This window comes from Wolbachia endosymbiont (group A) of Rhinocyllus conicus (assembly GCF_947250775.1).
Classification (GTDB): domain Bacteria; phylum Pseudomonadota; class Alphaproteobacteria; order Rickettsiales; family Anaplasmataceae; genus Wolbachia.
Genome location: NZ_OX366349.1, coordinates 1628108 through 1641450, shown reverse-complemented (window position 1 = coordinate 1641450; position 13343 = coordinate 1628108). Strand labels below are relative to the sequence as shown.

General features: G+C 34.6%; 11 protein-coding genes, 1 tRNA gene and 2 pseudogenes. 10 read left to right on the top strand and 4 right to left on the bottom strand.

Annotation, left to right across the window (positions count from 1 at the left end; translation table 11 throughout):
- Positions 1 to 208 precede the first annotated feature (208 nt).
- The 3 genes from OOK92_RS08095 to hemF form a co-directional block, all read right to left on the bottom strand.
- Positions 209 to 895 (bottom strand): 16S rRNA (uracil(1498)-N(3))-methyltransferase, encoded by a 687-nt coding sequence (locus tag OOK92_RS08095; protein ID WP_264687982.1) that lies wholly within the window; start codon positions 893 to 895, stop codon positions 209 to 211.
- A gap of 28 nt (positions 896 to 923) precedes the next feature.
- A tRNA-Glu gene (locus OOK92_RS08090) sits at positions 924 to 995 on the bottom strand.
- Positions 996 to 1401: 406 nt separating this feature from the next.
- A complete protein-coding gene (gene hemF / locus OOK92_RS08085; protein WP_264735810.1) occupies positions 1402 to 2226 on the bottom strand; it encodes an oxygen-dependent coproporphyrinogen oxidase in 825 nt (274 codons plus the stop codon).
- Positions 2227 to 2386: 160 nt separating this feature from the next.
- On the opposite strand from hemF, the gene OOK92_RS08080 reads away from it, so the two are divergent.
- On the top strand, positions 2387 to 4867 hold the full coding sequence (locus OOK92_RS08080; RefSeq protein ID WP_264735809.1) for a response regulator: 2481 nt from the start codon (positions 2387 to 2389) through the stop codon (positions 4865 to 4867).
- A gap of 90 nt (positions 4868 to 4957) precedes the next feature.
- Positions 4958 to 5101 (top strand): annotated as a pseudogene (locus tag OOK92_RS08075) (ParA family protein); the annotation flags it as partial.
- On the opposite strand, the pseudogene OOK92_RS08515 reads toward OOK92_RS08075, so the two are convergent.
- Positions 5094 to 5198 (bottom strand): annotated as a pseudogene (locus tag OOK92_RS08515) (TrbC/VirB2 family protein); the annotation flags it as partial. The pseudogenes OOK92_RS08075 and OOK92_RS08515 overlap by 8 nt on opposite strands.
- 136 nt (positions 5199 to 5334) lie before the next feature.
- Between OOK92_RS08515 and OOK92_RS08070 the strand changes: the two are divergent.
- The 8 genes from OOK92_RS08070 (at position 5335) to OOK92_RS08035 (ending at position 13204) form a co-directional block, all read left to right on the top strand.
- Positions 5335 to 6150, top strand: coding sequence for a YihY/virulence factor BrkB family protein (locus OOK92_RS08070; protein ID WP_264735808.1), 816 nt, complete (start codon positions 5335 to 5337; stop codon positions 6148 to 6150).
- Positions 6137 to 6892, top strand: coding sequence for an SDR family oxidoreductase (locus OOK92_RS08065; protein WP_264687976.1), 756 nt, complete (start codon positions 6137 to 6139; stop codon positions 6890 to 6892). Before OOK92_RS08070 ends, OOK92_RS08065 begins: the two co-directional genes overlap by 14 nt.
- A gap of 89 nt (positions 6893 to 6981) precedes the next feature.
- Complete coding sequence (locus OOK92_RS08060) at positions 6982 to 7128, top strand: hypothetical protein (protein ID WP_264735807.1); 147 nt, start codon at positions 6982 to 6984, stop codon at positions 7126 to 7128.
- Complete coding sequence (locus OOK92_RS08055) at positions 7113 to 8069, top strand: IS5 family transposase (RefSeq protein ID WP_264735368.1); 957 nt, start codon at positions 7113 to 7115, stop codon at positions 8067 to 8069. Before OOK92_RS08060 ends, OOK92_RS08055 begins: the two co-directional genes overlap by 16 nt.
- Positions 8053 to 8220, top strand: a complete 168-nt coding sequence (locus OOK92_RS08050) for a hypothetical protein (RefSeq protein ID WP_264735806.1) — start codon at positions 8053 to 8055, stop codon at positions 8218 to 8220. The genes OOK92_RS08055 and OOK92_RS08050 overlap by 17 nt, the downstream gene beginning before the upstream one ends.
- 86 nt (positions 8221 to 8306) lie before the next feature.
- A complete protein-coding gene (gene carB / locus OOK92_RS08045; protein WP_264735805.1) occupies positions 8307 to 11609 on the top strand; it encodes a carbamoyl-phosphate synthase large subunit in 3303 nt (1100 codons plus the stop codon).
- A gap of 129 nt (positions 11610 to 11738) precedes the next feature.
- Complete coding sequence (locus OOK92_RS08040) at positions 11739 to 11900, top strand: hypothetical protein (RefSeq protein WP_264688451.1); 162 nt, start codon at positions 11739 to 11741, stop codon at positions 11898 to 11900.
- 29 nt (positions 11901 to 11929) lie between these two features.
- Positions 11930 to 13204 carry a hypothetical protein gene (locus OOK92_RS08035; RefSeq protein WP_264735804.1) on the top strand — a complete coding sequence of 425 codons (1275 nt, stop codon included), beginning with the start codon at positions 11930 to 11932 and terminating at the stop codon, positions 13202 to 13204.
- Positions 13205 to 13343: the final 139 nt, after the last annotated feature.

Here is a 13343-nt window from a genome sequence, read left to right as displayed (position 1 = left end):
ATCAATAACTCAGGCAAAATGCAAGATTCATTTGTTTATTTTAGAAAAAATATAATATAAGATTTAATATTATTTTAGAATATGTTTTTTATTAGCTCCTCTTTAGTAGCAAACTGCTTCGCAGGCGGCCTATAGAGTTTGTACAGTTAGCGCGTGCAACACTGAATCAGATTTCTCTATGGCCCAAACCTTAGCCATATTTAAAAATCTAGCTACACCAATTGGTGAAAGTTAGTGCAGCAACCACAGCAGTATCGACCCTTAAAATTCTTTTTCCTAGACTCAATTTTTGACAAAACTTATCGGCAAGATCAAGTTCATAAGATGAAAAACCACCTTCAGGGCCAACAATAATAGCAACATTTTTCTTACCTTTCAGCACTTTATCAGCTTTACCTGTTTCATCACATAAAACAAAATTTTTACTCTGGGAATCAGGTAACTCACAAAAGTTAATAGGAGGCAAAATCTCTGGTATACTCATCCTACCGGATTGTTCCGCAGCTTCGATTGCCTGTAATTTTGCTCTACTTAGGTTAATGTTTTTTACTACTGTACGTTCCGTTGAAATAAATTGAATGCAGGTTACTCCCATTTCAGTTGCCTGTCTTACTATGTTGCCTAAAGCACCACTTTTTACCATGGCACAATATAAGTATAAATTTTCCTCATATTGCTGTTGTTTAGTGCATTCTTTGAGTGTAACTTTTGTTAATTTACGCGATATATTAACTACTTCTCCTAACCATTCTCCATCCTTTCCATTAAAAAGAGAGAGATTATCATACTTCTTAAGCCGCATTACATTGCAAATATAGTGACTTTGTTGTGGATTAAGTGCTAAACTCACGCCTTGTGATAAAGCTTCTTCAAAATAAAGCCTAATTTTTCCCATTCAAAACTTTAATTATATTCTACTTGAGTGACTCTTACGGGATTTGAACCCGTGTTACCACCGTGAAAGGGTGGTGTCCTAACCACTAGACGAAAGAGTCAATACGAATTAACTCAAGTTATATTGATTATGCACATAAAGTCAATTATTTTATGGCGCAAACGTCTTTCTCTATTCCATATTTAATATTCACTGAATTTATTTCAGATTTAGGAGTTTTAGATCCTAATTCTAATTGTTGTTCAACTTTTGTATCGGAATCATAGCCAGAATCGTAGCCAGAATCTCTACGCTCATATTTCTGCTTTATTTCTTCTACACTAAAGCCAGCCTTTTAGTGCATTGTAGAGACTTAGAGTCAGTTTAACACCTTTTATGTCATTGTTTTTGACAGATTTAATTAAAAAATTATCTATTATACCCATGATTATACCCCCTATATAAAAGCTCACTATCATGGTACAACTTTAAACTATGATGATTTATTTTCTGCTAATAGCAGCTCTCTATAACCACTTAACAAGTGGTGGCATTGACATCATAATTGCATCTGGATTGCCGTCAGTCATTAAACCAAACCTTGTGCCACGATCGTATAACAGATTGAATTCTACATATCTGCCACGTTTTATTAATTGATTTTCTCGTTGTTCTTTTGTCCAAGATTTTTGTATATGTTTACGTATGATGTGCAAATAAATTTCCAAAAAGGCTTCACCTACTGCTTTTGTGAACTCAAAATCATTTCTCCAATTGCCAGAACTCAGATTATCATAGAAAATACCACCAATGCCACGCGGCTCTTTTCTATGTGGTAAGAAAAAATAGTTGTCACATTGCTCTTTAAATTTTGGATAATATCCGGTGTCAAATCTATCACATGTCATTTTGATTGATTCATGAATATACTTGCAATCTTCTTCATTTTTATATATTGGCGTAAAATCCATCCCTCCACCAAACCATTGTTTTGAAGTATATATCAGCCTTGTGTTCATATGTGCTGCAGGGATAAGGGGCGATTGCATATGAGACACTAAAGATATACCGCTTGCCCAAAACTCTCCGTTACTTTCACTTGCACCAGGAATTTCATTAATGGCTGAATCTGCAAATTTTCCGTGTACTTTTGAAACGTTTACTCCAACTTTTTCAAAAACATTGCCAAAAATAATTGTAGATTCACCACCTCCACCACCTGGGCGATCCCACTTTCTTTTTTCGATCTTTGGCTCTGCGGATGATTGTTTTTCAATTAATAAGAAAGATTCTATGATCTTATCTCTTAGTGCACAGAACCACTTAAATGCTTGTGTTCTTTGTTTTTCCATAATATCCTCTCGCTAGCTTATTAACATTGTTATATCTGATATTTAAGGAACTTAATTAGATTTGGATGATAATTATCTATCAAAGACGTTAATAAATCTATAATAATTAAATCAATATAATAAAACATTTTCGTATGTACAACGATGCCAAGTAACAATAATGAATAAAAGATACATAGATAACAAAAAAGAGAACAGGGTTGATTTCATACTAAGAAATTATGGAATGTCAATTGTTGTGATGGCAGTTATTATGCTCTTACCTCCAGTAGCAATATCGATACTCTACTTTTTTGATATATATAGTCAGCATATTAATATAGAGATTAATTTATTAGTTAGCATTCTAACAACTCTCTTTATGATATATAATGTAAAACGCTACAGACACCTACTTAATACTATAGAATTTCAAAATGCAATATTTGCAAATGCACTAAATCATAATACAGAATTTTGCCTTATTTTACATAGAGATGAGGGTATTATTTATGCTGATGCAAGGTTCTACGAAAGGTTTAAAGATCATATAGATGATGACATTACGTTAGGCAAGATTTTTGAAATAGGAGATGTTTCAGAAGAAGACAAAAAAGTACTCTATCATGCACTAAAAAATAACTCTTCTGTACAAGTATGCATTTCCTTAAACAAGAAGAATAGAGTATCTAACTTTCTTTTGCTCTTTGAGCCGATACCAGATAATCCCCAAATTGCTATAAATAGTAATAAGATTTTAAATTTATCATTAGTGCCAATAGCAAGGCCAGATGGGTATTTTGTGTTAAAAGCAACACAGATAAACAAGGAGCAGATATATGAAGAGTTAATAGAAAAACACAGTATAGGAACTTACATTGCAAATGCCAAAGGGGTGATTTTATCTGTAAATAAAAGATTTTTAGATATATTTGAACTGAAAAAACTGGAAAAAGGTAGCTCAATCAGTGATTTTATATCTCAATCTAAATATAACAATACAACAACCGATAATGAAATTTTGTTTTTTACTATAAGTGGTATTCCATTCAAGGCTTATATGAGCACTGCTATATTTTGTGATAAATACAACCATAGCTATATATATGGCTTTATAACACCAACCGAATCAAATATTGTTGATTATCAATTACACCCTTGTTTTGCAAATTCATCAATTGCTATTGCACAATGTGACATAAACGGCAACTTTGTAAAGAAAAATACGGCACTAATAAAGCTTGCAGGGTCAGATAATAATTCAATCTTTACATTGATATTAGACAGTTATCATGTGAAAATACGTGAATATTTTTCGAGTAATAGAATAAATAATGCGTCCTTTGATGTACAGCTCAACGGCGATAATAACATAAAAATATATTTCAATAAGTTTCTTCATAATAAAATGATCTTCATACTTTGTTATCTTATTGACAATACTGAACACAAAAACCTAGAGATAAAGCTTGAGCATTATCAAAAGATGCAAGCTATAGGGCAGTTAGCAGGTGGTATTGCGCATGATTTCAACAATATATTGACTGGGATAATAGGATTTTGCGATTTGCTTTTACTCCAACATTCAGCTGGTGATCCATCTTTTGGAGATATAATACAGATACAGCAAAATGCAAAGCGTGGATCAAATTTAGTAAGACAATTGCTTGCTTTTTCAAGAAGACAGACCTTGCAGCCAAAAATTATTGATGTAAATAGTACTATAGCTAATCTTTATGAAATGATAAAAAGATTAATAGGTGAAAATATAAAGTTTAATATTTATTATGGTAGAGACTTGGGTGCTGTTAGGGCTGATCAAGGGCAATTAGAGCAAGTTATACTTAACTTAGCAGTCAATGCTAGTGCTGCTATGGAAAAGGGCGGAGAATTAACTATACGAACCTTTAATCAAAAGATTGACTCATTAAATTCTACATCTCAGGACATGTTTTCTCCAGACAAGGAAACGATCGAACATGGAAATTATGTTGTGATTGAAGTAATTGATACTGGATGTGGAATGACAAGTGATACAATTGAAAAGGCATTTGACCCATTTTTTTCTACCAAAGATATTACCTCTGGTACAGGTCTTGGCCTCTCTACTGTATATGGCATTATTAAACAAACTGAAGGATACATCTATGTTGCTAGCAAAGTAAATCATGGAACTAAATTTAGCATATTTTTGCCCATGGTTTACATATCAGATGAAAATCTGATAGAGGAAGATAGTGAAGAAATAGAAAGACCGGTAGTAAGTGAAATTAAAGGTAATGGTATAATTTTATTGATTGAAGATGAAAATTCAGTAAGGGAATTCATCTCTAAAGCACTCAAAAGAAAAGGATTTGATGTAATAGAAGCGAGCATAGGCAGCGAGGCGCTAGAAATAATCAGTAAAAAAAATCAACACATAGATCTAATAATCACTGATGTAATCATGCCAGAGGTGAGTGGTCCAGAAATAGTTAAAGAAGCATTGATCCATAGGCCAAATATTAACGTTATTTTTATTTCTGGGTATGCAGAAGATGCTTTTTTAAAGAGTGATGACATCAATATAGAAGATTTTCACTTTTTGCCAAAACCATTCACTCTGAATGAATTAGGAAACAAGGTTCAAAGTGTGTTACACAAAGCAAAAAAGACAGTCTAATTTTAGTGTGATTAGCAACAAAAAAATTTTCTAATGCAAAAGTTTCTTGCATATATACAATAGAATTATTTTATACATAAGATAAAAGGCGTGAGCAAGATTATTGCAATAGTAAATCAAAAGGGTGGAGTTGGCAAAACCACAACTAGTATAAATTTATCGACAGCCTTTGCTGCTGTGGGAAAAAGCACTTTATTGGTAGATCTTGATCCTCAAGGAAATGCTAGCACCGGACTGATGATGTTGTATCATTTTTATCAACAAAAGTAGTAGCATTTGCATCAAACGCAAAGGAGAGAATTAAAGCTACAAGTAGAAGAAAATTTTTCATTATGCCTCCTATAATTTCTGTTTCATATTTGATTATCTATCACATTGATTAAGTTTAAGTAAATGGTGAGGATTTTTTTGCTTAAAAGTATCCTTTATTTCATTTAGAATACTTTTCTTGGTTCGTTTATATTACAGTGCTACAGAAATTTTACAGCATCGTTTATTGCCTTTATCGTGCTTTGATTGACACAATTCATAATGATGGAGTGGAGCATGCAGGGTATCTATCATTTTTAATCCTGTTATCGATATTCCCTTTTCTTATTGTTTTAATGGCTGTGGCGTCAACATTCGCAAATTTCTTAGACCAGTATAACATTGGCTGGGTATTTATCATTGATAACATGCCACAGGATATTTTGGCATCTTTGATGCCGCGTATCAGAGAGATAATATCAGGCCCGCCACAAAGCTTACTAACTTTGGCAATTGTAGGTGCTGTTTGGACCGCCTCGTCAACAATTGAAGGGCTAAGAACAGTATTGAACAAAGCTTATAAAATTCCGGTTTCGCCGCCTTATATATGGAGAAGGGTACTCAGTATATTACAATTTTTAGTGATCACGCTTATTATAACTCTAACTATAGTGTTCTCTACATTAGTGCCAATGCTAATTGATTTTTCCTATCAGGGAATTAGTTATACTAAATATCTCCTCATTGAATTTGTACTTTTCACAGTAGTCTCTTGGCTATATTTTATGTTGCCAAACATAAAACAAAATTTATCAGACGTCTTTCCTGGATCTTGTGTGGCTGTTATTCTTTGGACAATTTCTGCTTCAGCTTTCAAGCAATACTTAAAAGCTTCCTTTGATCAACTGAATTTGATATATGGAAGTTTAGGTGGTATGGTAGTGTCATTACTATTTTTTTATATGCTAAGTTTGATTTTTATATATGGAGCAAAATTTAATTTTCAGCTAAAATATTTCAATGAATCTCGCTAAGGAGAAAGAAATGAGTAAGTTAGAAGGTAAAGTAGCTTTAATCACCGGAGCTTCAGGTGAAATAGGCTCTGCTGTTGCAAAAAGATTTGTAAAAGAAGGTGCATGTGTGATTCTGATTTCAAGATCTCTTGATAATCTCAAGCCACTATATAATGAAATTGAAGAGCTTGAAGAATTTAAAGAAGGCTCTGTGAAACTAATTCAGCTTGATCTTTTAGACTTTGAGAATGTAAAGATACTGACAAACATGATAGAAAGCCTGAAATTATCAGAATCTGGAGCACTTGATATATTAGTTGCATGTACTGGAATTTTAGGCAAATTGAACCCTATTCACGACTGTGAGATTGAAGAGCTACAGAACGTAATGAATACAAATTTTACTGCCAATTGGTACTTACTAAAAAACTTAGATCCAATGCTAAAGAAGTCTAATGCTGGAAGAGTGATATTCATGACCTCAGAGGTGACACTTTCTCCTTCCTCTTATCCATATTGGATGCCGTATGCTGCAAGTAAAGTTGCACTAGAAATAATGGTGCAGATATATGCATCTGAGACAAAACATACAAAATTATGTGTAAATGCTGTATACACGAAAGGACCTGTGGGTAGTGAGCAGGCATTTCCTGGATCTGAATTGGTGTCACCTGATAAACTAACAGACAAATTTGTGGAGTTAGCTTCTAACGATTGCAGCGTATCAGGAAAAATCTTACCGCTTAGCAAATCTCCCGAATAAATTACACTAGAAAGGATGTCATCCCAGTGCCCAGACACTGGGATCTAGTTTTTAATTTAACATAATCAAGAACGTTGTGTTTTACTTTTATGCTTACCAAATTAGTTTACAATCAAAGTTTCCTGGATCCCAGTGGGCTTTGTTGCATAGCAACCGAAAAAATCTGGTGGCTACTGACAAAATTCATTATAAATAACCATTTAACTGTTGAAGAAAAAATATGCCACAGAAAATGAAAGTCAGTAACCAAAACGAATATAACAAATTCCTTGAAAAAAGGGGAAATATTTTTCGTTACATCGATGAAGCTATCGAAAATTGGTATGAAAATAGTCCAAAAATGCAGGGCGGCAACTATATTTACAGTGATAAAGTCGTAATTTTGGTGCATATAATTGTCAATCTTTTTAGAATTGGGTTAAGACAAACGGTGGGGTTTATAAAAGGATATCTGCAACAAATAGGAAAAAATTTGGCAGTTATCAGCTATTCACAAGCATCAAGAAGGTTTAAAAAACTTAATATTAAGATAAATGATTGCAGGGTTGATAAAAGCAACATGGAAAATATTGAAATTATCATAGATAGCACAAGTATCAGCATTTACAGTAACACTCCTGGCCACAGTAAGGAAAACAGTGCAGATAGAAAGTACCGAAGCTACGAGCAAGTAAGAAAGTTACATGTTATGTTAAGTGTGAATAGTAAAAAAGCTATAGCTGCAAGATACAGTAATGGCGTCTACTCTGACCACTATGGAGCTTGCGATTTGCTTGAAGAAGTTAATTTTCAGCACAAAATAAAAGCATTATATGCAGATAGGGCATACGATAGGCACAAACTTTATAAATTGTGTAAGAAATACGATATAAAGACAAAAGTTCTACCAAAAAAGGATGCAGCAGAACATTCAAAAATAGATTATATGTCTGACAGGAATGCTGCTATTAGGTTAATAAAATTATATGGACAAGATGGTGTAAAAGAGTGGAAAAAGGAAGCAATTTATGGAAAGAGATCTTACATAGAAGGATTTTTCTCAAGGTTGAAGCAAGTATTTGGATTTAGCTTTAGGAATAAATCTGAAGTAAATCGTGAAAAAGAATTACTAATTAAGTGCTATTTGCTCAACAAATTCACTGATATTGGTATGGCTAAATTTGAAATCATTACATAAATTTGTCGTAAACCATCACTGCTTAAGGTGCTATGCAACAAAGCCATCCCAGTGTCTGGGCACTGGGATGACAGGAGAAGAAGGCTACTTGGATGACACCCTCCTAGTAGACTCAAATCACAATGTTCGTACAGTTATGCGTCAAGCCTAAAAACAGTTAGCTAATAGATTTAATAAAAATTCACATATACAGGAAAGATTGGTAACATTATTTGAACAGAAATCGTTATTGTAATTATGCCAAAACGCACAGATATAGAATCTATATTAGTAATAGGAGCAGGCCCAATAGTTATAGGTCAGGCATGCGAGTTTGATTATTCTGGAACGCAAAGCTGTAAAGTATTAAAAAGTGAAGGTTATAAAGTCATTTTGGTTAACTCCAACCCCGCAACTATAATGACAGATCCTGAGTTTTCTGATGCAACTTATATTGAGCCGGTACTGCCTGAAATCATAGAGAAAATTATAATTAAGGAGATGCCAAATGCAATATTGCCAACAATGGGCGGGCAAACAGCACTCAATTGCGCAATAAAACTTGCAGATGATGGAGTGTTAGACAAATACAATGTAGAATTAATAGGGGTAAATAGAGAAGCAATAAAAAAAGCAGAGGATAGAGAGTTATTCCGTCAGTCCATGGATAAAATAGGGCTAAAATACCCCAAAAGTATCATTATAAAAAATCAAGAACAAATAAGAAAGGCTTTGGATTACATTGGATTACCAGCAATCATCCGCTCGTCATTCACCCTTGGTGGTGCAGGTAGCGGCATAGCATACAATAAAGAGGAGTTTTTCAATATTGCAGAAAGTGCTCTCAAAATTTCGCCAATAAATGAAGTTCAGATAGATGAATCAATTATCGGCTGGAAAGAATATGAAATGGAAGTTATCCGTGATTGTAAAGATAACTGCATAATAGTCTGTTCGATAGAAAATATTGATCCAATGGGAGTGCACACTGGGGATAGTATCACGGTTGCTCCTGCTTTGACTCTGCGTGACGTAGAATACCAACAGATGAGAAATGCATCTATAGCAGTGCTAAGAGAAATTGATGTTAGTGCCGGTGGTGCAAATGTTCAGTTTGCAGTGAATCCTAAAGAAGATGGAAGCCTCGTTGTGATTGAAATGAATCCAAGGGTTTCTCGCTCTTCTGCACTTGCTTCAAAAGCAACAGGTTATCCTATTGCAAAAGTTGTAACTAAACTTGCTATCGGCTATTCACTCGATGAGATACGTAATGATTGCGCTCCAGTTATACCTGCTGCATTTGAACCAGTGATTGATTACATCGTCACTAAAATTCCTTGTTTTGAATTTGAGAAGTTTAAGGGGACGAATTGTGAACTATCAACTTCCATGAAATCAGTGGGGGAAGTGATGTCGATCGGCCGCACTTTTAATGAGTCGCTGCAGAAAGCTTTTCGCTCGCTTGAAACTGGGCTTACGGGACTTAATGAAGTATTTCCTGAAAATACTGATATTGATCACATCAGATCTCAATTAGCAAAATTGCTGCCAAACAGATTACTGATTGCTGCTGACGCAATGCGTCATGGAATAAGCATAGAAGAAATAAATTCGATTACAGGATATGACTTATGGTTTTTGCAGAATATACAGCAAATTATATTAGCTGAACAAAAAATCAAGGAAAACGGCCTTCCTGAGACTGCATATGAAATGTTAGAGCTGAAAAAAATGGGGTTTTCAGATGCAAGATTGGCAAAATTAAGCAATAAGAAAGTAGAGCAAATTGAAGAAATAAGAAAAAAATTTGGCATTAAACAAGTTTATAAGCGTGTAGACACCTGTGCAGCTGAATTTGAATCGAGCACTGCTTATATGTATGGCTGTTATGAGGGTAACACAATGATGTCATTCCAGCGCGTGACGCTGGAATCCAGAGATAAGGAAGAATGGATCCCAGTGTCAGCTACTCGGATGACAGAGGGAATGGAGTGCGAAGCAGATGTTTCTGACCGAGAAAAGGTTGTCATTTTAGGAAGTGGTCCAAATCGCATTGGTCAAGGTATTGAGTTTGATTATGCATGCGTACATGCAGCTTCTGCCGCCAAAGAAATGGGGTATGAAACAATAATGATCAACTGTAATCCAGAAACCGTTTCAACTGATTATGATACCGCTGATCGTTTATATTTCGCCCCACTGATTGCAGAGGATGTGCTTGAAATACTAAGTAAAGAGCAAGAAAATGGCACACTGGTTGGTGTAATAGTTCAAATAGGTGGTCAAACACCTTTAAAGTTAGCCAAAGTGCTTAACGAGAGAGGTTTCAAAATTCTGGGAACTTCGTTTGATTCTATTGACCTTGCAGAAGATCGCATGAGGTTTAAAAACCTTGCTTTGCAACTTAATTTAAAACAACCTGAAAGTTCTATCTGCCATTCAGTAAAAGAAGCGTTAACCAACGCAGAAAAGGTGGGGTTTCCACTAGTAGTCAGGCCATCATATGTCCTCGGCGGTCAGTCTATGTCGATTAGACACGATACTCAGAGCTTTAAAGAGTATGTCTTGAATCAAACCAAAATTTTTGAACACGGATCGCTGCTTCTTGATAAATTTTTAGTCAATGCAGTTGAGGTTGACGTTGATGCTGTGTGTGATGGGAAAAAAGTTTTCATTGCAGCGGTCATGGAGCATATTGAAGAAGCTGGTATCCACTCTGGCGATTCAACATGCTCAATACCGACAAATACATTGAGTGACGAAGTAATAAAAGAGATCGAGCTCCAAACTGAAAGAATAGCTCTTGCACTAGAAGTGAAAGGTCTGATAAACATTCAGTTTGCTGTTCAAGAGAGTTATGTATACATACTTGAAGTAAATTTACGAGCTAGTCGAACCGTTCCTTTTATTTCCAAGGTAATCAATATTCCTATTGCAAAGCTTGCCACTCAGGTTATTTTGGGTAAAAAATTGAATCAGGAAAACAAGCCTTTCAATCATTTTGCAGTTAAAGCTGCTGTTTTTCCATTCACGCGCTTTTCGGGAATTGACACTCTACTTGGTCCTGAAATGAAATCAACAGGAGAAGTAATGGGAATTGACTCATCGTTTGAAGCTGCACTTGCAAAAACGCACATGGCTGCAGGATACAAGTTACCAATAGAAGGAACAGCTCTGGTTTCAGTAAAAGATGATGATAAAGAGTATATATTGCCTGTTGCACGAATGTTGAAAGAACTGAGTTTTGAAATATATGCAACCAAAGGCACAGCTTTATATCTGAATAATAACGGCATTGCTGCAAAAGCTGTAAATAAAGTGAGAGAAGGCAGACCCCACATAGTTGATATGCTCAAAGATGGAAAAATAAATCTAGTAATCAATACTTCAAAAGGTGTGAAATCAGTCTCAGATAGCAAAGATATCAGGAGAACTGCTATTTTGCAAAATATAGCTTATAGCACCACAGCTTCTGGGAGTAAAGCGTTAGTGCTTGCAATTCAATATGTAAAGAATAGCAAATTGGAAGTGAAATCATTACAGCAGATACAAAACGTTTAAATGCCAAACGAAAATAATTCATTACTCTATCTCAAAATTGTGGTAGAGTAATGTAAGTCAAATTTTTTTACTGACTTGCCTATGTATTATGGTATTTGTTAAAGAATTATTGAATAACGGTTATGCAACATGAATAAGGTAAAAAGGAAACGAACTCAATTTTATCAGCCTTATCCATTACGTAAGACGAGGAAAACAGAAGCAAAAAATACCCAAGAATTATATGATCCAACACTAACTGATATTAGGTTAGGCGAAAGTGATAATCAACAAAGTTTGGAAGTAATATAAAAGATCCGATGAAGTTCTCTCGCAGTGATTTGTCAAACAAAACAGATGAACACGAAAGTGATGATCGACTACAGAACTTTAGTGATTATGATTCATATGATAGTTCTGCTGATGGTAATCAGACGCCTTGTCCTGAATCAAGTGATGGGGACTCAAATTCGAGCTGTAGTTCAGATTATTCTTGTTTTTCGGAAGATGGCTCACTTTTAATGGATCTAGAAATACCATTAACTGAAAATGAAAAGAAGCTGATTGATGAATTTTGTAATGAGATGAAAAAGGTGGAAGAAGAAAATAACAAAGGAAGTGCTTTAAGGCTTATTCAACGCATAACAGATGAATACTTAAGGAAAGGGATAAGATTGAATTCATGTTATGGTGATCGTTATAGAACTGTAACAAATTTGATATTTGAAGAAATAATAGGTGTTATCAATAATGAAGGCCTATGCCCTAGCAGTAAAGCACATGCACTGAGAGGTCAGGATGTTTCCTATAGCAATGAAGATCAAGATGATGACAACACGAATGAAGCACTGGAAGATGGTAATTTAGACATCATAAGAAACACCATTAGGGATTTATTGTTAAAAGGTGGGAAAGTAGAAAGAGGTCTTTTCGATGGTGGTGAGCTAGGACATGTAACTTCTGATTCTGATTATGTAAATGATCTCTTTGCACAATGTAAGGAAATTGAAAACGATCTAGAAAATGTAGCATATGAAAGTATTGTAAACAAAAATAAGCAAACCCAAAAGGATGAATTAGAAGTAGAGATAGATAATGGATGTTTTTATATAGAATATCCACAAGATAGTATTGTTGAAGTTGCAAAAATCCTAAGCAATGAAAAGAATGAAGGTTTAAACTTAAGAGTTGGTATACTGCAAATTGGGAAAAGTATAGTAAGAGTTGAAAGCTACAACGGAAAAAGAAATTATCTGGACGTTTGTAAGCAAGGTGTAACATTATCTTTTGATAGTGAAGCAGGAAAAATCAGTATTCATCTAAATCCTAAGGAAAATAGTAATGAAATAGAAGTAAAGCTTGATAAGGAGAGCGAAGCAAGGCTTAACGAGTTAGAAGATAAGGGGAAAAGTTTAGGAGAAAACTGTCTTTTAGGAGGAAAAAGCGTTCTGGAAGCTATACGAGATGGAAATTTTGAAAGAAATAGAAGTATTATACCAACTAGCGTAATTGAACAGCCAAATACTGCAACGAATACTCCACGATCTCACCTAGAGAACATTAGTCTGAGCGGACACAATTACAGAACTAAACGTATTGATTCAAGGCATGGCTAATGTGCAAATATTGAAGCAAAAGTGATCAGTGCTTGACACTGCTCTCCTTTGTCATCCCAGTGCCTTGACTACTTGGATCCAGGAATTTTATTAAGTTGGTGAGCATAAAAATAGCTGTTTTACGTTAAAATACAATGTT